This is a genomic window from Streptomyces sp. NPDC002884, assembly GCF_040295245.1.
Taxonomy (GTDB): domain Bacteria; phylum Actinomycetota; class Actinomycetes; order Streptomycetales; family Streptomycetaceae; genus Streptomyces.
Genome location: NZ_JBEOVB010000006.1, coordinates 383,347 through 404,574 on the forward strand (window position 1 = coordinate 383,347; position 21,228 = coordinate 404,574).

A 21,228-nucleotide genomic window follows, 5' to 3' on the forward strand; every position below is an offset into this window, starting at 1 on the left:
GCATGACCGCCGTCTCCCTGGGCGTCCCCGGGATGCCGGTCCGGCCGGTGGCGTCGCGACGTGAGTCGCGGCGGATCCAGGTCGGTCCGGTGGCGGTCGGGGGCGGGGCCCCGGTGTCGGTGCAGTCGATGACGACGACCCGCACGTCCGACATCGGTGCCACGCTTCAGCAGATCGCCGAGCTGACGGCGTCGGGTTGCCAGATCGTGCGGGTGGCCTGTCCCACCCAGGACGACGCGGACGCCCTGGCGACGATCGCCCGGAAGTCGCAGATCCCGGTGATCGCGGACATTCATTTCCAGCCGAAGTACGTCTTCGCGGCGATCGAGGCGGGCTGTGCGGCGGTCCGGGTGAACCCGGGCAACATCAAGCAGTTCGACGACAAGGTCAAGGAGATCGCCAAGGCGGCGAAGGAGCACGGCACCCCGATCCGTATCGGGGTCAACGCCGGTTCGCTGGACCGCCGTCTGCTCCAGAAGTACGGCAGGGCGACCCCGGAGGCTCTCGTGGAGTCCGCGCTCTGGGAGGCCTCCCTGTTCGAGGAGCACGGTTTCCACGACATCAAGATCTCGGTCAAGCACAACGATCCGGTGATCATGATCGAGGCGTACCGGCAGCTCGCCGCCCAGAGCGACTATCCCCTGCACCTCGGTGTCACCGAGGCGGGTCCCGCCTTCCAGGGCACGATCAAGTCGGCGGTCGCCTTCGGCGCGCTCCTCGCCCAGGGCATCGGCGACACGATCAGGGTCTCCCTGTCGGCGCCGCCGGTCGAGGAGGTCAAGGTCGGCAACCAGATCCTGGAGTCCCTCAACCTCAGGCAGCGCGGTCTGGAGATCGTCTCCTGCCCGTCCTGCGGGCGGGCCCAGGTCGATGTCTACAAGCTGGCCGAAGAGGTCACGGCGGGTCTCACGGGCATGGAGGTCCCGTTGCGTGTCGCCGTCATGGGCTGCGTCGTCAACGGTCCGGGTGAGGCCCGCGAGGCCGACCTCGGTGTCGCCTCCGGCAACGGCAAGGGCCAGATCTTCGTGAAGGGCGAGGTCATCAAGACCGTCCCCGAGTCGAAGATCGTGGAGACCCTCATCGAGGAGGCCATGAAGCTGGCCGAACAGATGGAACAGGACGGCGTCGCGGCGGGGGAGCCGGCCGTCACCGTGAGTTGAACAGCACGGACCGAAGGGGGCCCGACGTGACGATCCTGGAGAACATCCGGCAACCACGCGACCTGAAGGCGCTGTCCGAGGCGGAACTCGGCGAACTGTCCGAAGAGATCAGGGAGTTCCTGGTGCACGCGGTCGCCAGGACCGGTGGACACCTGGGGCCGAACCTGGGCGTGGTCGAACTGACCGTCGCGCTCCACCGGGTCTTCGAGTCGCCGGTCGACCGCGTCCTGTGGGATACCGGCCACCAGAGCTATGTGCACAAGCTTCTGACCGGGCGTCAGGACTTCTCCAAACTGCGCGGCAAGGGCGGCCTGTCCGGCTACCCCTCCCGCGAGGAGTCCGAGCACGACGTCATCGAGAACAGCCACGCCTCCACCGCCCTCGGCTGGGCCGACGGCCTTGCCAAGGCCCGCCAGGTGCAGGGCGAGAAGGGCCACGTGGTCGCGGTCATCGGCGACGGCGCGCTCACCGGCGGCATGGCCTGGGAGGCGCTGAACAACATCGCGGCCGCCAAGGACCGGCCGCTGATCATCGTCGTCAACGACAACGAGCGCTCGTACGCGCCGACCATCGGCGGACTCGCCAACCACCTGGCGACCCTGCGCACGACCGACGGCTACGAGAAGGTGCTGGCCTGGGGGAAGGACGTACTGCTGCGCACCCCGGTCGTCGGCCACACGCTCTACGAGTCGCTGCACGGCGCGAAGAAGGGCTTCAAGGACGCGTTCGCGCCGCAGGGCATGTTCGAGGACCTCGGCCTGAAGTACGTCGGCCCGATCGACGGGCACGACATCAAGGCCGTCGAGTCCGCGCTGCGGCGGGCCAAGCGCTTCCACGGGCCGGTGCTGGTGCACTGTCTGACCGAGAAGGGCCGCGGCTACGAGCCCGCCCTCGCGCACGAGGAGGACCACTTCCACACCGTCGGCGCGATGGACCCCCTCACCTGCGTGCCGCTCGCGCCCGCCGGCGGGCCGTCCTGGACGTCCGTCTTCGGGGAAGAGATCGTGCGGATCGGCGAGGAACGCGACGACGTGGTGGCCATCACCGCGGCGATGCTGCATCCGGTGGGGCTCGGCGGGTTCGCCGAACGCTTCCCGGACCGGGTGTGGGACGTCGGCATAGCCGAACAGCACGCGACCGTGAGCGCGGCGGGGCTCGCGACCGGCGGCGTGCATCCCGTCGTCGCCGTCTACGCCACCTTCCTCAACCGGGCCTTCGACCAGCTGCTGATGGACGTGGCCCTGCACCGCTGCGGGGTCACGTTCGTGCTGGACCGGGCCGGCGTCACCGGCGTGGACGGGGCGTCGCACAACGGCATGTGGGACATGTCCGTGCTCCAGGTCGTCCCGGGACTGCGCATCGCGGCCCCCCGTGACGCCGAGCAGCTGCGCGCGCAGCTGCGGGAGGCGGTCGCGGTGGACGACGCGCCGACCGTGGTCCGCTTCCCGAAGGAGTCGGTCGGACCGGAGGTGCCGGCCGTCGGCCGGGTGGGCGGCATGGACGTGCTGCACCGCGGCGACCGCGCGCAGGTGCTCCTGGTGGCCGTCGGCGTCATGGCGCCGGTGTGTCTGCAGGCCGCCGAGCTGCTGGAGGCCCGGGGCGTCGCCTGCACGGTCGTCGACCCCCGTTGGGTGAAGCCCGTCGACCCGGCCCTGCCCGGCCTCGCCGCCGAGCACCGGCTGGTGGCCGTCGTCGAGGACAACAGCCGGGCCGCCGGCGTCGGATCGGCGGTGGCGCTGGCCCTGGGCGACGCCGAGGTCGACGTGCCCGTACGGCGGTTCGGGATCCCGGAGCAGTTCCTCGCGCACGCCAAACGCGGCGAGGTGCTCGCCGACATCGGCCTCACCCCCGTCGAGGTGGCCGGCCGGATCAGCGCGAGCCTGGCCGCCGGGGACGCCAGGTCCGCCGACGCCGCGGCGACCGGCCCAGTCAAGGAGAAAGCTGAATGACCACGGAGTTCGACCTCGGCGCCCTCCTGGCCGAGCGCGGAGCCGAGCGCTACGAGCTGCACGGCAGATACCTCAACCACCAACTGCCGCGGATGCTGCACACCATCGGCTTCGACAAGGTCTACGAGCGCGGTGAGGGCGCGTACTTCTGGGACGCGGACGGGAACGACTACCTGGACATGCTTGCCGGGTTCGGGGTGATGGGGCTGGGCCGCCACCACCCCGTCGTCCGCAAGGCGCTGCACGACGTCCTCGACGCCGGGCTGGCCGACCTGACCCGCTTCGACTGCCAGCCGCTGCCCGGGCTGCTGGCCGAGAAACTGCTCGCCCACAGCCCGCACCTGGACCGGGTGTTCTTCGGCAACAGCGGCACCGAGGCCGTGGAGACGGCCCTGAAGTTCGCCCGGTACGCCACCGGCAGGCCGAGGGTCCTGTACTGCGACCACGCCTTCCACGGGCTCACCACGGGCTCGCTGTCGGTGAACGGCGAGTCGGGGTTCCGGGACGGGTTCGCGCCCCTGCTGGCCGACACGGCGGTCCCGCTCGGCGACCTTGCCGCACTGGCCGGCGAGCTCAAGAAGGGAGACGTCGCCGCCCTGATCGTCGAGCCGATCCAGGGCAAGGGGGTGCACGAGGCGCCGCCAGGCTATCTGCGCGCCGCGCAGGAGCTGCTGCACCGGCACAAGGCGCTGCTGATCGCGGACGAGGTGCAGACGGGGCTCGGCCGGACCGGCGACTTCTACGCCTACCAGCACGAGCAGGGCGTCGAGCCGGACCTGGTGTGCGTGGCCAAGGCGCTCTCCGGGGGCTATGTGCCGGTCGGCGCCACGCTCGGCAAGGACTGGATCTTCAAGAAGGTCTACTCGTCGATGGACCGGGTGCTCGTGCACTCGGCGAGCTTCGGGTCCAACGCGCAGGCCATGGCGGCCGGACTCGCGGTGCTGTCCGTCCTGGAGAACGACCGGATCGTGGCCGGCGCGCGGGTCACGGGCGACCTGCTCAGGTCCCGGCTGGCGGCGCTGGTCGACAAGTACGAGCTGCTCGCCGACGTCCGCGGCCGGGGCCTGATGATCGGGATCGAGTTCGGGAAGCCCAGGTCGCTGAAGCTGCGCAGCCGGTGGGCCATGCTCCAGGCGGCCCGCAAGGGACTGTTCGCGCAGATGGTGGTGGTGCCGCTGCTCCAGCGGCACCGGATCCTCACCCAGGTCTCCGGTGACCACCTGGAGGTGATCAAGCTGATCCCGCCGTTGATCGTCGGCGAGCGGGAGGTGGACCGGTTCGTCGACGCCTTCACCGCCGTGATGGACGACGCGCACAGCGGCGGCGGGCTGATGTGGGACTTCGGCAGGACGCTGGTGAAGCAGGCGGTCGCCAACCGCTGAACGGCGCGGGAGAGCGGCGGCTCGGACGCGTGCGGGCCGGTCTTGGTCTCCCCGTTCGGACGCGGCCGGGAAAGCTGTCCGGGCTGCCGAGCGCTTTTGCCTCTGAGGCAAGAAATTTGCCGCAGAGGCAAATTTGGCGTCCAATGGATCCATGAGCCCGCCCGAGTCGGAGGCCCCGGCGGAACCAGCCGGGGCTCTTCCCGCCGTCGCCCCCCAGCTGCGCGCCCTGCGCCGCCGGGCCGCCCTCACCCTGGAGGCCGCGGCCCGCGCCGCCGGGTTGTCACCGGCCCATCTCTCCCGCCTGGAGACCGGGCAGCGCCAGCCCTCGCTGCCGATGCTGCTCGCGCTCGCCCGTGTCTACGGTACGACGGTCTCGGAGCTGCTCGGCGAGACGTCCGCCGACCGGGACGCCGTCGTCCGCGCCGCCGGCATGGAGCCGACCCGCGCGGGTGGCTGGACGTACTGGCAGGCTGGCGCCTCCGGGCGCGGGATGCAGGCCCTGCGCGTCCAGGTGCCGTACGGCTCCCAGGGGGACGTCGTGCGCGTGCACCCCGGGGAGGAGTGGCTGCACGTCCTGCGCGGGCGGCTGCGGCTGCGCCTCGGGGACACCACCGAGCTGCTCGGGCCCGGTGACAGCGCGCACTTCGACTCGCTGACCCCGCACCGCATCGCGGCGCAGGACGACGACGGGGTCGAGCTGCTCTTCGTCCACACCTTGCTGCAGAGCCCCACGGCCACGCTGTGCCTGGGCCCGACCCCTTCGGACATCGGAGAAACGCCATGAAGGACATCGAGGAGAAGTTCCCTCGCTCCCTCTGGATCCGGCTGATCATCTACATCGCGGTGGGACACGTCTTCGCGGGGTTCCTGTGGCTGCTGTTCGAGGTGGGAGCCAACCAGTAGAGCCCCCGGTGACCGGCGCGGCCTCCGGGGCGCGGTACGCGCCGCGGTACCGGGCGCGGTGTCCGACGCGGTACCGGGCGCGGTGTCCGACGCGGTGTCAGTCGAGCAGCCGGTCCCGGAGTCGCTCACGGGTCTCGGGGGAGAGCCCGAGACCCTCCTCCAGGTAGGCGTCGACGCCGCCCCAGGTCTCCTCGATGGTCTCCAGGGCCGCCGCGAGGTACTCCGCGCGCGCGTCGAAGAGGGGGCCGAGCAGTTCCATGACCTCGGGGGAGTAGGCCTCGGCGGAGGTGGCGCTGCGGCGGACCCGGTAGCGGCGGTGCTTGGCGTTGGACTCCAGGTAGTCGGCGAGGATCGCCTCGCGCTCCACGCCCAGGGCCAGCAGCGTCACCGCGATGGACAGGCCCGCGCGGTCCTTGCCCGCCGCGCAGTGCATCAGGGCCGGGACGCTGTCCTCGGCGAGCGAGTGCAGCACCTGGGCGTGCTCGGCCGTCCGCTCCTTGATGATCGAGCGGTAGGAGGCGATCATCCGGCCGGCGGCCTTGCCGTCGCCGAGGATCCCGCGCAGCTGGTCGATCTCGCCGTCGCGCACCATCTTCCAGAACTCGGAGCCGTCCGCCGGGTCCGACAGCGGCAGGTTCACATTGCGCACGCCCGGCAGTTCGACGTCCGGGCCCTCCAGCTTCTGGTCCGCGGCGTTGCGGAAGTCGAAGACCGTGTGCAGGCCCAGGCCGGAGAGGAACGCGGCGTCCTCGTCGGTCGCGTGCGCGAGATGGCCGCTGCGGAACAGCACGCCGTGCCGCACCCGCCGGCCGTCGACGGTCGGCAGACCGCCCACATCCCGGAAGTTGCGCACAGCGGCCAGCTCGGGCTCGGTCGACGGGATCTGCTGCGTCACGGGGGCTCCCTCCCTGTCGGTCTCCGTCGGCGCGGCTCGTGGTGGCCGACGGGACATCTCCCCGACGATACGACATGGATTCCCCGGGCAACGGGTTGTCCACAGGGCGGTACTCCGGACGTCTGACCAGGTGAAGAGTTGTCCGCCGAAAGTTGCCCGGCAGGCCGACCGCATTCGATGATGTTGGTGCTTGATCGCACCTGTTCGAATTAGTGGGGGTTTGATGCCCGAGATCGCCGACAACGGCCGCACCTGGCTCCTTTCCGGGCCGACGAGCAGCTACGCCCTCCATCTCACCGAGGGCGACGAGCTGGTCCACCTGCACTGGGGCCCGGGCATCGCGCTCGCGGACGCCGAGGCGCTCGCCGGTCTGCCGCCGTCGGAGCGCGGGGCGTCCTTCGAGTCCCCGCTCGACGGCCGGGAGGAGTACCCGGTCGAGGGCGGCCCCCGCTTCGTCCGGCCCGCCCTGTCCGTGCGCACCGACGAGCGACGCGGCACCGAGTGGTCCTACGAGGCCTTCGAGTCCGACGGCGACGAACTGCGGCTGCGGTTCCGGGACGCCGGGCTGACCGTCACCCTGCACTACCGGATGCGGGGCGATGTCGTCGAGCGCTGGACGACCCTGCGCAACGACGGCGAGCTGCCGCTGGAGCTGCTGCGCGCCGACTCCGCCACCTGGACCCTGCCCGAGCGCGACGACTGGCGGCTGTCGCAGCTGCACGGCCGCTGGGCCGCGGAGTCCCGGCTCACCCGGTCCCCCCTCACCTACGGGGAGCAGGTCATCGGCAGCCGCCGCGGCCACACCGGACACCAGCACCTGCCCTGGGTCGCCCTGGACACCGACGCGACCGAGGAGCGCGGCGAGGTCTACGGCTGCGCCCTCGGCTGGTCGGGTTCCTGGCGGATCGCCGTCGCCCAACTCCCGGACGCGCGCGTGCAGATCACCGGGGGCGCCGGGTACGACGACTCGGGTCTGCTGCGGCTGGCCGCGGGGGAGTCCTTCACCACACCCGTCTTCGCCGGCCTGTGGAGCGACGCCGGCTTCGGCGGGGCGAGCCGCACCTGGCACGCCTACCAGCGCGCGTACGTCGTCCCGGACGCCGAACAGGACCGGCCGGTGCTGTTCAACTCCTGGGAGGCCACCTACTTCGACATCTCCGAGGAGCAGCAGGGCGCGCTCGCCCGGCGGGCCGCCGCGATGGGCGTGGAGCTCTTCGTCGTCGACGACGGCTGGTTCGGCGCGCGCACCGGCGACCACGCCGGGCTCGGCGACTGGCAGCCCAACCCCGACCGGTTCCCCGGCGGGCTGAAGCCCCTCGCCGACTACGTGCACGGCCTCGGCATGCAGTTCGGCATCTGGGTCGAGCCCGAGATGGTCAACCCGGACAGCGAGCTGTACCGGGCCCACCCCGACTGGGTGCAGTTCCAATCGGGACGAAAGCGGACGGAGTTCCGCAATCAGCTCGTACTGAACCTCGCGCGCGAGGACGTCCAGGAGTACCTCTGGGAGCAGCTCCACGGGCTCCTCTCCAGCGCGCCCGTCGACTATGTGAAGTGGGACTTCAACCGCTGCTTCACCGATGCCGGCTGGCCGGAGGACCCCTATCCGCAGCGCCTCTGGGTCGACCACGTCCAGGCCCTGTACGCGCTCCTGGACCGGCTGCGGGCGGCTCACCCCGGGGTCGCCTTCGAGTCCTGTTCCGGCGGTGGCGGACGTATCGACCTCGGGATCATGAGCCGTACCGACCAGGTGTGGACCTCCGACAACACCGATCCGCTCGACCGGCTCGACATCCAGCACGGCTTCAGCCAGATCCACCCCGCCCGGGTCATGGCGGCCTGGGTCACCGACAGTCCCAACACCCAGCTCAACGGCCGGGTCAGCTCGCTGCGCTTCCGGTTCGTCAGTGCCATGGCCGGTGTGCTCGGCGTCGGCGGGGACCTCTCCGAGTGGAGCGAGGAAGAGCTCGCCGAGGCGCGCCGGTGGGTGGACCTCTACAAGGAGATCCGGCCGCTCGTGCAGCAGGGCGACCTCTACCGGCTGCGGCCCCCGACGGGCGGCCTGAGCGCCGTCCAGTATGTGCGCGGCGACGAGAGCGTCGTCCTCGCCTGGCTCCAGGCGCAGCGGTTCGGCGAGCCCGTTCCGGCGCTGCGGCTGCGTGGACTCGACCCGACAGCGGCGTACGAATGCCGCGAAACGGGCGAAGTCCACCGAGGGGCGGTGCTGCTGCACCACGGGCTGCGCACCGGACTGCGGGGCGACCTTGATGCGACGGTTATCCGACTGCGTCGCATCTGAGGTTTCTGTCCGAATTGGATCCTTCGTTCCAACTCGCTCTGGAATAAAGGAACCTGGAGAGCTGTCACGTGAGCAGCGTCATATCCGTGACCGTACGTCGTCCGTCATGTTCACGTAATTCGCATGCTTTTCAAGGGTGCTTGGCGGTAAAAGCACCCTCTGACTCACGGAGTGTGACGGGGGATTCGCACAGGGGATCAAGAGAAAGGCGTTGACCGCACAACCTCTGCTTGTCCCTGTGCGTCCCGGTCGCTTACGTTCCACACCAATCCGGACGGACGCCGAATCCTGCCACCGCCCGGAGTCCGCTCACTCACCCGTCTATGGCAGGAGCGGGGGACCCACAGGCACAACCGCCTGTTCCGGTCTCCGGAACAGGCTTCGGGGTTAAGCCGCGCCTCGGCGCGGCCGGGCATCTCCAGTCCGCACCCGACAGCTCACCTCGCAGGCGCCGGAGAGGAATTCGCCATGCCCGCGAAGGGTAAGCACCGCCGTCCGAAGACCCAGCGCTTCACTCGCTCCATCGCCGTCGCCGGAACCGGCGGCGCCGCGCTCGCCCTTCCGCTCATAGGTGCCGCCGGCGCTCACGCGGCCCCCGCGCAGTCCGTCGCCCAGTCGGCTTCCCAGGCCGTGCCGGAAAAGGCCGTGCAGTCCGTGCCGGTGGCGCAGAAGACGGTCACCTCCACGACGGCGAAGACCTACACGGTGCGGTCCGGCGACTATCTCTCGAAGATCGCCGACGACCAGAACGTCAGCGGCGGCTGGCAGAAGCTGTACCAGGACAACCGGCAGGCCGTCGGCGGCGACCCGTCGCTGATCCACCCCGGGCTGAAGCTCTCCATCGGCAAGAAGGCCGCGACCTCCGAGACCGGCGGCACCGGCTCGTCGTCCGGTTCCTCCTCGTCCTCTTCGTCCTCCTCTTCGAAGTCGAAGGCGTCCGGAACCAAGTCGTCGTCCTCTTCGTCCGGTTCGTCCTCCTCGAAGACGGTCACCCAGGCCGCCGAGAGCGGCACCGGTACGTCCAGCGGTTACACGCTGCCGGTGGCGGGCGCCACCGTCGGCACCGCCTACCACACGGCCGGCAGCATGTGGTCGAGCGGCTACCACACCGGCACCGACTTCGTCGTCCCGACCGGCACCTCCCTCAAGGCCGTGGGCGCGGGCACCGTCGTCTCCGCGGGCTGGGGCGGCGCGTACGGCAACCAGGTCGTCATCAAGCTCGCCGACGGCTACTACGCCCAGTACGCCCACCTGTCCCAGCTCTCCGTCTCGGCCGGCCAGACCGTGACCGGGGGCCAGCAGGTCGGCCTCTCCGGTGCGACCGGCAACGTGACCGGCCCGCACCTGCACTTCGAGATCCGCACCACGCCGGACTACGGCTCCGACGTGGACCCGATCGCCTATCTCCGCTCGCACGGCGTCTCGGTCGGCTGACCCCCTCCGACCTCGACGACCTCCCGCCTGACACGCGGCCGAAGGCCGGACCCCGATCCCCGGGTCCGGCCTTCGCCGTGTCCGGGCGGCGCCGGTGGGGGAGTTTGCGCGTTCATGATCGTTCCATTGCGTTCTTGTGGCAGCCCTTCGTGCACCGTCGACAGGTGGGACAGAGTGGGGACACAGTGATCCCCGTCAGTGAGCAAGCGCTTTCTACCGCTCCTCGGAGGTCCTGTGTCCGGCGTCGACCGACGCATCGTCATCAAGGGCGCCGCCACCGCGGCCGCCGTCACCGTCGCGGCCCTGCTGGCCGGGCTCGTCTCCGCGCCCGCCGGGCACGCCACCGCGGCCCCGCGCCGGATCGTCGAGAACCTCGACCGCGGCCTGGTCGCCACCCCCTCGGGAGAGGGGACCTTCCTCAGCTGGCGGCTGCTCGGCACCGAATACGCGCGGTACGGCGACGCCATCGCCTTCAACGTGTACAAGAACGGCCGCCGCCTGAACCGGGAGCCGATAAGGAAATCGACGACCTACCAGGACGACAGCCGGGGGACGGGGACGTACACCGTCCGCGCCGTCGTCGACGGGCACGTGCAGAAGCCGAGTGCGGCAGCCCTGCTCCTCACCGACGGCTACGCCGAGATCCCGCTGGCCGGCGCCGACGGCTACACCGTGCAGCACGCCTGGCCGGGTGACCTCGACGGCGACGGACGCTACGAGCTCGTCGTCAGCCGGCTGTCCGGGACCCGCGACCGGCCGGACCTGCTGGAGGCGTACACGCTCACCGGCGAGCGCCTGTGGCGCGTCGACCTCGGCCCCGGCTCCTACACCCAGGTCGGCGGGAACGGCGCCAACGACCCGGCGCCCGCCGCGATCAGCGGGTCCACGGCGATCGGCGGCTACCGCAACGACGACAACGTCACCGTCTACGACCTCGACTCCGACGGCCGTGCCGAGGTGCTGGCGCACACCGCCGCCGGGACCACCTTCGCCGACGGCGCCCAGGTCACCGCCGACTCGCCCGCGAACCAGTTCGTGTCGGTCATCGACGGGGCGACCGGCACCGAGCGGACCCGGCAGCCCGTCCCCGACGACTTCGTGGCCGACGGCCCCTCCGGCGGCCACTTCGGCGTCGCCTACCTCGACGGCGAACACCCCAGCCTGGTCACCAAGTCGGTCACCCGGGTCGGGGCCAAGCGCGGCGCGTTCCGGGTCCTCTTCCAGACCTGGGACTTCGACGGCACGGACCTCACCCGCCGTTGGAAGTACGTCGTGGACCCGACGACCGGCGCGACCAGCTTCCACCAGATCCGCACCGTCGACGTCGACGGGGACGGCAGGGACGAGATCGCCGACGGCAACTACGTCGTCAACAGCGACGGCACGCTGCGCTACGTCGTCGACGGGGCCATCCACGGCGACCGCTTCGACATCGCCGACCTCGACCCCGACCGGCCCGGCCTGGAGGGCTTCGCCATCCAGCAGTCCGAGCTGGGCGTCGTCTCCGCGTTCCCCTGGTACTACTACGACGCCGACACCGGCGAGCGGCTGGTGACCGGCTCGCACCCGACGAGCCCGGTGAGCGACGCCGACCTCGACACCGGCCGCGGGAACGCCGCGGACATCGACCCGGACCACCGCGGCTACGAGTACTGGACGTCCACCGCCGACGTGACCCGGCCCGGCGCGGGCGTCTTCAACGTCCAGGACGGCAAGGTCTCCACCACCACCCCCAGCGTCAACTTCCGTATCTGGTGGGACGGTGACAAGGCGTCAGAACTGCTCGACTTCACCCGCGTCGAGAAGTGGGACCCGGCGACCGAGAGCAGCGCCACGGTCTTCGACCCGGCCGGCGTCGTCTCCGGGGCCCGCAACGCCACCCCCTTCTACGGCGACCTCCTCGGCGACTGGCGCGAGGAGATCCTCGCCGAGACCTCCGACCACACCGCGCTGCGCCTCTACACCACCACCGCGCCGACCGGCACCCGCGTCTACACGCTCGCGCAGAACCCCGCGTACCGCCTCGGCTGGACCGTGCGCGGCTACCTCCAGTCCACGTACACCGACTACTACCTCGGCACCGAGACCCGCCGGGTCCCCGCGCCGCACCTCACCACCCCCGCCCACTGAAGGAGCCGACCGACATGACGACCACCCGCAGGGCATTCGGAGCCCTCGCCGCCGGCGCCGCGCTGGCCGCCCTCGCCCCGGCGGCCACCGCGAGCGCCCGCCCCCGGCACCGCCGCCTGATCGCCCACGACGACTTCCGTCACGGCCTGCGCCAGTGGGCCGTCGAACTGGAGAAGGGCGGAACGGTCACCGCCTCCCGCGGGACCCTGGAGGTCGACGTACCCGCCGGGGCGACGATCTGGTTCAAGCGGCCGCTCGAAGGGCCGTACGTCCTCGAGTACGTCGCCACGCCCGTCTCCGCGGGCGGGGTCAACGACCGCGTCTCCGACCTCAACAACTTCTGGAACGCCGTCGACGTCCGCTCCCCGGAGGATCTCTTCGCCACCCCGCGCGGCGGCGCTCTCGCCGAATACGACTACCTGAAGACGTATTACGTCGGCTACGGCGCCAACACCAACACCACGACCCGGCTGCGCCGCTACGTCGGCGAGGCGGGGGTGCGTCCCCTGATCTACGACTACACCGAGCCGCTGCTCGTCGCGAACGAGCCGAACCACGTCCGCATCGTCTCCGACGGGTCGGTCGTCCGCTGGTGGAACAACGGCCGGCTCGTCTTCGACCACACCGACCCGGAGCCCTACACGGGCGGGCACTTCGCCTTCCGGACCACCTGGAGCCATTTCCGGATCAACGACTTCCGGGCGTGGTCCCTTATTCCCTGATTGGCAAACTCTTTAAGGGTGTCTTATCTCACCGCACGTCAACCCCTTCCTACGATCGCGTAGGTCACATTCGAAGGTGAATGATGAACTGCTGTGGCAGACGATTCGAAGAGTGACGACAGATCAGTGATCGGGTCGTACGTGGCGGTGGGGGACAGCTTCACCGAGGGCGTCGGCGACCCAGGCCCCGACGGGGCGTTCGTCGGCTGGGCGGACCGCTTCGCGGTACTCCTCGCCGACCGGCGCCCCGAGGGCGACTTCAACTACACCAACCTCGCGGTCCGCGGGAAGCTGCTCGACCAGATCATGGAGGACCAACTCCCCAGGGCGGTGGAACTCGCCCCGGACCTGGTCTCCTTCTGCGCGGGCGGCAACGACATCCTCCGTCCCGGTACCGACCCGGACGAGGTCGCCGAGCGTTTCGAGCGCGCGATCTCGGCCCTGACCGCCGCAGCCGGCACCGTGCTGGTGACGACCGGCTTCGACACCCGTGGCATCCCCGTGCTCAAGCACCTGCGCGGCAAGATCGCCACCTACAACGGGCACGTCCGTGCCGTGGCCGACCGCTACGGCTGTCCGGTGCTCGACCTGTGGTCCCTGAAGTCCATCCAGGACCGCAGGGCCTGGGACGGCGACCGGCTCCACCTCTCCCCGGAGGGGCACACGCGCGTGGCGCTGCGCGGTGGGCAGGCCCTCGGCCTCGAGGTACCGGCCGACCCGGAGCAGCCGTGGCCGCTGCTCCCGCCGCGCGGCACCCTGGACGTGCGGCGCGACGACGTCCACTGGGCGCGCGAGTACCTGGTGCCGTGGATCGGACGCCGGCTGCGCGGGGAGTCCTCGGGCGACCACGTGACCGCCAAGGGCACGCTGTCGCCGGACGACATCAGGATGCGGATAGCGGCCGTGGCCTGAGGCACCGGGCGGGCGGGACGCGGCCGGCCGTGCACGACGCGCGTTCGGCCGCTCCACCAGTGAGGTGATCGCACGGGAGTGGTGCCCGGGCGGTGCCGGGCACGGGTGCTGGGATGACCGCACCCGCACCTGGCACCGCCCGACACCTCCAAGGACCGGTCCCGCATGCCCTCTCCCGGTACGCCCTTTCCCCGTACGCCCGTCGCCGCGGCCCTCGTCTCCCTGCTCGCCCTGGGCGTCACGGCACTCGCCGCGCCCACGGCGGCCGCGCTGCCCGCCCGGCCCGCTCACCCCGCCGCGACGGCCCGCCCGCTCGCCCCGGACAGCCCCGCCACCGTCACGGTGACCGGCGAGGGCAGCGCGAGCGCACCGCCCGACCTCGCGGTCGTCGGCGCCGGTGTCGAGGCCTCCGCCAAGACCTCGCAGTCCGCGCTGGACGCGCAGAACAGGGCGGCCGTCGCGCTGCTGGCAGCCGTCCGCGCCCAGGGCGTCGCCGACCGGGACATCCGAACGGAGAGCGTCTCCCTCGATGCCGTCTACGACCACACGGGCGGCACCGCCCGTCTGACGGGCTACCAGGCCGCGCAGTCCTTCTCCGTCAAGGTGCGTGAGGTGACGAGGGTCGGCGCGGTCGTGCAGGCGGTCACCGATGCCGCCGGTGACGCCGGGCGGATCGGCTTCGTGGCCTTCGACGTCGCCGACCCCGCCCCGCTGCGGGCCGGCGCGCGGGAGGCCGCGCACGCCGACGCCCACGCCAAGGCCGAGCAGTACGCCCGCCTCAGCGGCCGCCGCCTGGGCCGTCTCGTCTCGCTCAGCGAGGACGCCTCCAGCTCCCCGCGCCCGGCGCAGCCGGCCGCGGACACCCCTGGGGCCGGCCTCGGCGGTATGCCCGTCGCGCCCGGCGAGATCCGCGCGACGGCGACCGTGACGGCGGTGTACGAGCTGGACTGAGCCGCCCGCCGGCCCGGACCGCGGGTCTGGCACCGGCCCGGACCGCGGGTCTGGCACCGGCCCGGACCGCGGGTCTGCCGCCGGCCCGGACCGCGGGTCCGGCCGAGACCCGGTCCGGCACCGTCGGCCGCGGACACCGGGGTGCCCGCCTCGGCGGTGCCCGACCCGGACCGGGCCACCGGCGGGTCGAGCCGTCGGAATGGGTCGAGCCGTCAGCATGGGTCGAGCCTCGGGTCGGGGTGGGCCTCGGGTCGGTATGGGCCTCGGTCGGGGGCGGGCCACCGCCCGGCGCTGCCCACGGACCGGGGTGCGTTTCGGGCCGGGGCGAGGCCGGGCGGGCCACCGGCCGGGTGGGTACCGGACGGGCCGGCTCGGAGGCGGGCAGGTCGGCAGGCGGGCAGGCCGGCCGACATGGTGGGATCCGGGTTCGGACCCGGACCCGGACCCGGTTCGGGTTCGGGGAGCCGGCCGGTTCCTCAGGGCTCCTGGGCGCTCAACGTCTCGGGGCCCAGGCCGAGTTCCCGGGCCAGCGCCTCGTCGACCCACTCCTGGGCCCGGGCCCGGGACACCGTTCCCGCGTAGGACGTCAGCTGTACGGCGAGTCCGTCGAGCAGGGCCGTCAGGCGCAGGGCCGTGCCGGCCGGGTCCGGGCACCGGAACTCGCCCGCGGCCACCCCCTCCGCGATCACTTCGGCGAGCGCCGCCTTCCACTCCCTGTCGAGATCCCGGGCGACGTCCCGCAGCGCGGGCTCGCGCAGCGACACCGCCCAGCCCTCGATCCACAGCCGCCAGCCCTTGGCCTGTCCCGTGGGCGCGTACCAGCGCACCGCCGACCGCAGCCGGCGCAGTGCCGTGGTGCGGCGGCCGACCAGCTTGCGCAGCCGCGCCAGGTCGCCCTCGGCCGCGTAGGCGAAGGCGTCGGCGACGAGCTTCTCCTTCGTCGAGAAGTGGTAGAGCACCAGGGCGTTGCTCACACCGAGGGCCGCGGCCACGTCGGCGATCCTGACCGCCGCCACGCCCCGCGCCTCGATCTGCTCGATGGCCGCCCGCAGCAGCTCCTCGCGCCGCTCGGCCACACTCAACCGGACCCTCACCACGCCGTCACCCTAATCCGTCGGCGCGGGCGCCGCCGGACCGGTCCGTCCCGACGGACGCTCACCGAGCGGGCCGGTACCGCCCGAAGCGTTCCGCGATCACCGGCAGCCGCTGCTCGGCGATCGTGTGCGCGGCGGCCCGGGGTGTCGTGCCGTCCGCCTCGGCGCGGGCCAGTACCAGTTCCACCAGGGCGCGCATCGAGCGCCGCGTGTACGCGAAGGCCTCCGCCGCGTCCGCGCCGATGTCGCCGAACAGCGTCCACCACCACCACGCGTTCGTCCCGGAGTTGACGACGACGTCCGGCAGCACGCTCACCCCGCGCGCGTGCAGCAGCTTCTCCGCCTCCGGCAGGACGGGCATGTTGGCCGCCTCGGCGATCCACCGGGCGCGGATCCGCTCCTGCTCCTCGACGCCGATCGCGTACGACACGGCGGCCGGCACCAGCACCTCCGCCTCCACCGAGAGCCAGGCGTCGCCCGGCAGCTCGAGATCGGTGGGGCGCAACACGGAGCGGTCCACGGTGCCGTGGGAGTCCCGCGCGGCGAGCAGCGCCTCCACGTCGAGTCCGGCCGGGTGGGCGATTGTGCCCTTGACGTCGGCGACGGCCACGACCGTCAGCCCCGCGCGCGTGAGGAAGCGCGCGGTGGCCCCGCCCATGGTGCCGAACCCCTGGAGGGCGACCCGTGTCCCGGCGTACGCCACCCCGGCCCGGTCGAGGGCGGTGAGCACGGACTCGGCGACCCCGCAGCCGCCGACCAGCTCGTCCAGGCCGATGCCGTCCACCTCGACGGCGAAGGCGGCGGCGAGCCGCCCGCGGGCGGCGAACTCGTCGTCCAGCAGCGGGTAGACCGCCTGCACGGACGACACCAGACCCGCTTCGGCGGCCGCCCGGTCGACCAGGTCCTGGGTCAGCCCCAGGTCCTCGCCGGTGGTCCAGCAGCTCTCCACATAGGGCCGCACCGCCCGCAGGTAGCGCACCAGCAGTCCGTACGCCTCCGGGTCCCGGGGATCACAGTCGATGCCGCCCTTGGCTCCGCCCAGGGGGACGTAGCGGGCTTCCGGGTCGTAGTGCAGCGCCTCCTTGAGGCTCATGCCGCGGGCGAGCCCGGTCACCTCCTCCAGGGTGCAGCCCGCCCGCATCCGCAGCCCGCCGCTGCACACGCCGCGCACGAGTCCGTCGACGACCAGGTGACCCTGGCGGCCGGTGACGTGGTCGGTCCAGGTGAGCGACAGGAAGGGGGCGGTCATACGGACTCCTCGACCGGCGGGCCGGTACGGCCGAAACGGCCGAAACGGCTGATACTGAACAGTGGGTCAGTATCGGAACGCGGGGACGTCGTGTCAAAACAGGCTCGCGGCGGAATGACCGGGGTGACCCCGGCGTTGTCGGAGCGGGCGACCATAATGGAATGCCTCAGCGACTTCCCTGGAGGTACCGTGTCCGGTTTCCGTTCCCTGAGCTCCGGGCTCCGCGCTCTACAGCCCGCGGCCTTCGGCGCGGATCCGAGCGGTGAGCGCCTGGCGCGCATCCGCAGATCGCCCCACTTCAAGGACGGTGTCTTCCAGAACCCCGGCGGCGTGGCGAGCACCCGGCCCTCGGGCTCGATGCTCGAGTTCGCCAAGGTCTTCTTCGACAGGGACCAGCGCCCCCGCCGTGCTCCCGCGGGCACCGTGCCGGTGCACCCCACGACCCTGGCCGACCTCGCCAAGCCGCCGGCGACGGGCCTGCGGCTGACCTGGATGGGGCACTCCAGCGTGCTCGCGGAGATCGACGGGCAGCGCGTGCTGTTCGACCCCGTCTGGGGCGAGCGCTGTTCCCCCTTTGCCTTCGCGGGACCCAAGAGGCTGCACCCGGTCCCGCTGCCGCTGGCCGCGCTGGGCCCGGTCGACGTCGTCGTCATCTCCCACGACCACTACGACCATCTGGACCTGCCCACGATCAAGGCGCTCGCGGACACGGACACCCTGTTCGCGGTGCCGCTCGGCGTCGGCTCCCACCTCGAACACTGGGGCGTGTCCGCCGACCGGCTGCGCGAGCTGGACTGGCACGAGGCGACGAAGGTCGGCGGACTCACCCTGACCGCCACCCCGGCCCGTCACTTCTGCGGCCGAGGGCTGCGCAACACCCAGCACACCCTGTGGGCCTCCTGGGTGGTCGCGGGCGAGGAGCACCGGATCTACCACAGCGGCGACACCGGCTACTTCGACGGCTTCGAGGCCATCGGCGCCGATCACGGGCCGTTCGACGCGACGATGATCCAGATCGGGGCCTACTCGGACTTCTGGCCCGACATCCACATGACCCCAGAGGAGGGCATGCGCGCCCACCTGGACCTCCAGGGCGGTCCCGGCGGAGTGATGCTGCCGATCCACTGGGGCACGTTCAACCTCGCCACCCACGCGTGGACCGACCCGGGGGAGGGCACCCTGGCCGCCGCCCGGGCCGTCGGCGCGCGGGCCGCCCTGCCCCGTCCCGGCGAGCCCTTCGAGCCCGGCGCCGAGACCGTCCCGGCCGAGCCGTGGTGGCGGGAGGTCGCACGCGCTCCGGTCGCCGGATGGCAGCCCCTGAACGCGACGGCAACCAAGGCCAAAGCCGATACCGAGAGTGACGAAAGTCGGGGTGTCGTCGAGGGCGGCGACGCACCGGAGGCGGTCCCGGCGGGCTGACCGAGGCCGGAGATGTTCGACCGTGCGGGCCGGGGAGCGAAAAGCTCCCCGGCCCGCACGGTCGTTTCTGGACCGTTCCTGACCAGGTCTGATCGGCATCCTTCCGTGTTGCTTGCCGGGTGGCGCGGGCTTATCGGTCTGTCGTGCGAAGCCTCATACCAGAGCGGGACGCTCGCCGGGTGACTTTGTCAACTGCCCATCGCACCTGACACGTTGCCGACTACTGTGAGTGGCCGTCGGGCGACAGCGGGCCGAATTCTTCGGCTCTCCCGACCGACGACCAGGCTCGACGGACCAGTACGAGGACACCGATGTCTCACCTCCGCGCACCCGCCGCACGTGCCGACCGCCGTGAGGGCGGGCGGCACGGGCGACCGGTCGCCCGCCCCGCACCGGCGCCGGCCGAGACACACATACGGCCCCAGTTGCTGCGGCTCGCCGTGCTCCCGCCGACCGCGGTCGCCCTCAGCGCCTGCGCGGTCGTCCTGTTCACCGTGCGCTCCTCCGGCGTCCGGCCCGGCGCGACCCTGTGGGCGGTCCTGGCCGGCGGCGTCGCGGTGACCGGCGTGGGCATCGTGGTCGCCGCCGTGGCCGCGGACCGCGCCGCCCGCTCCGTCAGCGACCGCGTCGCGGCCCTGCGCCGCGCCAGCGCGCGCGGCGAGGCGGACCTGCGGACCGTCATCGAGGCGCTGCGCCGCGGCGAGGTCCCGCCCCGGCGCACGTCGCGCGGCGGCCCACCCGGCGACGCCGACGACTTCGAGCTGCTCGCCGCCGACCTGTCCCGGGCCCGCGAGGGGGCCGTCACCGCCGTCGTACAGGCCGCGCAGCTGTCCAGCCAGGCCGGCAGCGAACAGAAGCTGGAGGTCTTCGTCAATCTCGCGCGGCGCCTTCAGTCCCTGGTGCACCGCGAGATCTCGATCCTCGACGAGCTGGAGAACGCGATCGAGGACCCCGACCTCCTCAAGGGCCTCTTCCACGTCGACCACCTCGCCACCCGTATCCGTCGGCACGCCGAGAACCTCGCCGTCCTCGGCGGGGCCGTCTCCCGGCGGCAGTGGAGCAACCCGGTCTCCATGACCGAGGTGCTGCGCTCCGCCATCGCCGAGGTCGAGCAGTACGCACGGGTCAAGCTCGTCCCGCCCATCGACGGCGAACTGCGCGGTCACGCCGTCGCCGACGTCATCCACCTGCTCGCCGAACTCGTCGAGAACGCCACGGTGTTCTCCGCCCCGCACACCCAGGTGCTGCTGCGTGCCAACCTCGTCACCTCCGGGCTCGCCGTCGAGGTCGAGGACCGCGGCCTCGGTATGCCCGTCGAGGAGCAGAGCAGGATGAACGCCCTGCTCGCCGACCCCGACCAGGTCAACGTCGGCCGGCTGCTCGCCGACGGCCGCATCGGCCTGTTCGTCGTCTCCCAGCTCGCCCGACGGCACGGCATCCGGGTCCGTCTCCAGAGCAACATCTACGGCGGCGTCCAGGCCGTCCTCGTCGTGCCGCAGGCGCTGCTGGGCTCCGCGCCGGCCCTCCCCGGGGCGGTGTCGCAGGGCCCGGACACCGACGGCGCCGGCCTGCCCCTCGCGCCCGCCGCACCCCCCGCCCCGGCCGCCCCGGTACGGCCGCCCCTGCCCCCCGCCCCGCAGTCCCGCAGCCCCCGGACACCCGGTCCCGCACAGCCGCACCACCCGCGGAACACCGCGGGAACGGGTCGGCCTGCGGGCCTCACGCACCCCCGGGAAGCGCAGGGCACGGGCGGCTCCCCGGCATCGTCCCCGCGGTCGGGTACCGATGGTGCCGGGCGGTCGTTCGTGCCGGTGCGGGTGGCGGACGGCGTCGTGCCCGCCGGTCCGCCGGCCGGGTCGCCGCAGGCGTGGGACGGCTCGGAGCCGGGGCGGACCCCGGCCTCGTCCCCGACGCAGGACACGCCCGGCTCCGGGGTGCCCCAGGCCGTCCCGGACCCGCAGGGTCACCCGAGCGGCTCCGGTCCCGTGCGGGCGGCCGGGCCGGCCCCGCACCTCGGTCACGCCCCCGCCGAGCCGGTCCCGCAGGGGCCGGGCGCACCCGCACCCCTGCCCGTCCGAGGCGCCCGCGCGGCACGGCCCAACCCGGGCGAGGCGGTGCCCGGCATCCGGCGCGGCGACCGGCCCGTCGTCGAGGAGCACGCGGGCATCGCGCCCACCCCGCGCGTCGGCACGGTGCGCGGCACCATGGGCAAGCCCCAACTGCCCCGCCGCCGCGCCCAGGAGCACCTCGTGCCCCAGCTGCGCGGCGGCCCGGCCCCGCGCCAGGACTCCGAGCAGCCCGCCGGTCACGACCCCGGCCTGATGGCGGCCTTCCAGCGCGGCATCGGCCTGGCCGAGGCCCAGCAGAGCCTGGAGGCGGACGTCCTGGACCCGGCGCCGTTCCGGCCGCCCGCCTCCGCCCCCCTCGACGTCCTGCTCGGCCCGGCCGCCCACCCGGAGCCGGAGCACGGCCGGCGCCCCGCAGGCCACGGCACGGTCGGCGGCGACGCCCCGGGCGAGGGTGCGGAAGAGGGCCGGCCGGTGCCGCTCCCCGCCGACGCCGACGTACGACCGCATCCGTCCCGCATACCGCAGGCGCGCCCCACGCCCGCCGCCGCGCCGCCCGAGGCGTACGGCCCGCGGGACGGGCTGGACCTGCACGGTCCCGACCGATCCACCGCCCGGCACGACGGGAGCGCACCAGCCGGATGAGCACTGTCACCCCCACCC

General features: G+C 72.5%; 16 protein-coding genes and 1 riboswitch. Of the genes, 13 read left to right on the forward strand and 3 right to left on the reverse strand.

Annotated features, from left to right (window positions below; translation table 11 throughout):
- The first annotated feature begins 2 nt into the window (after window positions 1-2).
- The 5 genes from ispG to ABT070_RS16350 all read left to right on the forward strand — a co-directional run bounded on the left by ispG (window position 3) and on the right by ABT070_RS16350 (window position 5,394).
- A complete protein-coding gene (gene ispG / locus ABT070_RS16330; protein ID WP_351760454.1) occupies window positions 3-1,160 on the forward strand; it encodes a flavodoxin-dependent (E)-4-hydroxy-3-methylbut-2-enyl-diphosphate synthase in 1,158 nt (385 codons plus the stop codon).
- A 26-nt stretch (window positions 1,161-1,186) separates the two neighbouring features.
- A complete protein-coding gene (gene dxs, locus ABT070_RS16335) occupies window positions 1,187-3,109 on the forward strand; it encodes a 1-deoxy-D-xylulose-5-phosphate synthase (RefSeq protein WP_351760457.1) in 1,923 nt (640 codons plus the stop codon).
- On the forward strand, window positions 3,106-4,491 hold the full coding sequence (locus ABT070_RS16340) for an aspartate aminotransferase family protein (RefSeq protein ID WP_351760460.1): 1,386 nt from the start codon (window positions 3,106-3,108) through the stop codon (window positions 4,489-4,491). The genes dxs and ABT070_RS16340 overlap by 4 nt, the downstream gene beginning before the upstream one ends.
- 151 nt (window positions 4,492-4,642) lie before the next feature.
- Window positions 4,643-5,275: a helix-turn-helix domain-containing protein gene (locus tag ABT070_RS16345; RefSeq protein ID WP_351760462.1), complete on the forward strand. Its 633-nt coding sequence runs from the start codon at window positions 4,643-4,645 to the stop codon at window positions 5,273-5,275.
- The gene (locus ABT070_RS16350; RefSeq protein ID WP_351760465.1) at window positions 5,272-5,394 is read left to right on the forward strand and encodes a DUF6126 family protein; all 123 of its coding nucleotides are present in this window, start codon (window positions 5,272-5,274) and stop codon (window positions 5,392-5,394) included. Before ABT070_RS16345 ends, ABT070_RS16350 begins: the two co-directional genes overlap by 4 nt.
- A gap of 97 nt (window positions 5,395-5,491) precedes the next feature.
- On the opposite strand, the gene ABT070_RS16355 is transcribed toward ABT070_RS16350, so the two are convergent.
- A complete protein-coding gene (locus tag ABT070_RS16355) occupies window positions 5,492-6,289 on the reverse strand; it encodes a tyrosine-protein phosphatase (RefSeq protein ID WP_351760467.1) in 798 nt (265 codons plus the stop codon).
- 223 nt (window positions 6,290-6,512) lie between these two features.
- On the opposite strand from ABT070_RS16355, the gene ABT070_RS16360 reads away from it, so the two are divergent.
- From ABT070_RS16360 to ABT070_RS16385, 6 genes are all read left to right on the forward strand, one after another.
- Window positions 6,513-8,588, forward strand: a complete 2,076-nt coding sequence (locus ABT070_RS16360) for an alpha-galactosidase (protein ID WP_351760470.1) — start codon at window positions 6,513-6,515, stop codon at window positions 8,586-8,588.
- 296 nt (window positions 8,589-8,884) lie between these two features.
- Window positions 8,885-9,052: riboswitch (cyclic di-AMP (ydaO/yuaA leader) on the forward strand.
- 4 nt (window positions 9,053-9,056) lie between these two features.
- Entirely contained in the window at window positions 9,057-10,022 is a 966-nt protein-coding gene (locus ABT070_RS16365) for a M23 family metallopeptidase (RefSeq protein WP_351760472.1), read from the forward strand.
- 234 nt (window positions 10,023-10,256) lie between these two features.
- Window positions 10,257-12,152, forward strand: coding sequence for a rhamnogalacturonan lyase family protein (locus ABT070_RS16370; protein ID WP_351760475.1), 1,896 nt, complete (start codon window positions 10,257-10,259; stop codon window positions 12,150-12,152).
- A 14-nt stretch (window positions 12,153-12,166) separates the two neighbouring features.
- Complete coding sequence (locus ABT070_RS16375; protein WP_351760477.1) at window positions 12,167-12,874, forward strand: DUF6250 domain-containing protein; 708 nt, start codon at window positions 12,167-12,169, stop codon at window positions 12,872-12,874.
- Window positions 12,875-13,000: 126 nt separating this feature from the next.
- Window positions 13,001-13,786 carry an SGNH/GDSL hydrolase family protein gene (locus ABT070_RS16380; RefSeq protein ID WP_351760588.1) on the forward strand — a complete coding sequence of 262 codons (786 nt, stop codon included), beginning with the start codon at window positions 13,001-13,003 and terminating at the stop codon, window positions 13,784-13,786.
- 165 nt (window positions 13,787-13,951) lie between these two features.
- Window positions 13,952-14,737: an SIMPL domain-containing protein gene (locus tag ABT070_RS16385; protein WP_351760480.1), complete on the forward strand. Its 786-nt coding sequence runs from the start codon at window positions 13,952-13,954 to the stop codon at window positions 14,735-14,737.
- 476 nt (window positions 14,738-15,213) lie between these two features.
- On the opposite strand, the gene ABT070_RS16390 is transcribed toward ABT070_RS16385, so the two are convergent.
- A complete protein-coding gene (locus ABT070_RS16390) occupies window positions 15,214-15,834 on the reverse strand; it encodes a TetR/AcrR family transcriptional regulator (protein WP_351760483.1) in 621 nt (206 codons plus the stop codon).
- 58 nt (window positions 15,835-15,892) lie between these two features.
- On the reverse strand, window positions 15,893-17,080 hold the full coding sequence (locus tag ABT070_RS16395; RefSeq protein ID WP_351760485.1) for a glutamate dehydrogenase: 1,188 nt from the start codon (window positions 17,078-17,080) through the stop codon (window positions 15,893-15,895).
- Between the two features lie 189 nt (window positions 17,081-17,269).
- Here ABT070_RS16395 and ABT070_RS16400 point away from each other — a divergent pair, with 189 nt between their 5' ends.
- Window positions 17,270-18,499: an MBL fold metallo-hydrolase gene (locus tag ABT070_RS16400; protein ID WP_351760488.1), complete on the forward strand. Its 1,230-nt coding sequence runs from the start codon at window positions 17,270-17,272 to the stop codon at window positions 18,497-18,499.
- A 311-nt stretch (window positions 18,500-18,810) separates the two neighbouring features.
- Window positions 18,811-21,210 (forward strand): sensor histidine kinase, encoded by a 2,400-nt coding sequence (locus ABT070_RS16405; protein WP_351760491.1) that lies wholly within the window; start codon window positions 18,811-18,813, stop codon window positions 21,208-21,210.
- Window positions 21,211-21,228: the final 18 nt, after the last annotated feature.

Excerpts from the sequence above, each read along its gene's own strand:
- ispG (WP_351760454.1), top strand. The coding sequence starts at position 3 with ATGACCGCCGTCTCCCTGGGCGTCCCCGGGATGCCGGTCCGGCCGGTG.
- ABT070_RS16340 (WP_351760460.1), top strand. The coding sequence starts at position 3,106 with ATGACCACGGAGTTCGACCTCGGCGCCCTCCTGGCCGAGCGCGGAGCC.
- ABT070_RS16345 (WP_351760462.1), top strand. The coding sequence starts at position 4,643 with ATGAGCCCGCCCGAGTCGGAGGCCCCGGCGGAACCAGCCGGGGCTCTT.
- ABT070_RS16350 (WP_351760465.1), top strand. The coding sequence starts at position 5,272 with ATGAAGGACATCGAGGAGAAGTTCCCTCGCTCCCTCTGGATCCGGCTG.
- ABT070_RS16360 (WP_351760470.1), top strand. The coding sequence starts at position 6,513 with ATGCCCGAGATCGCCGACAACGGCCGCACCTGGCTCCTTTCCGGGCCG.
- ABT070_RS16365 (WP_351760472.1), top strand. The coding sequence starts at position 9,057 with ATGCCCGCGAAGGGTAAGCACCGCCGTCCGAAGACCCAGCGCTTCACT.
- ABT070_RS16375 (WP_351760477.1), top strand. The coding sequence starts at position 12,167 with ATGACGACCACCCGCAGGGCATTCGGAGCCCTCGCCGCCGGCGCCGCG.
- ABT070_RS16385 (WP_351760480.1), top strand. The coding sequence starts at position 13,952 with ATGCCCTCTCCCGGTACGCCCTTTCCCCGTACGCCCGTCGCCGCGGCC.
- ABT070_RS16395 (WP_351760485.1), bottom strand. The coding sequence starts at position 17,080 with ATGACCGCCCCCTTCCTGTCGCTCACCTGGACCGACCACGTCACCGGC.
- ABT070_RS16405 (WP_351760491.1), top strand. The coding sequence starts at position 18,811 with ATGTCTCACCTCCGCGCACCCGCCGCACGTGCCGACCGCCGTGAGGGC.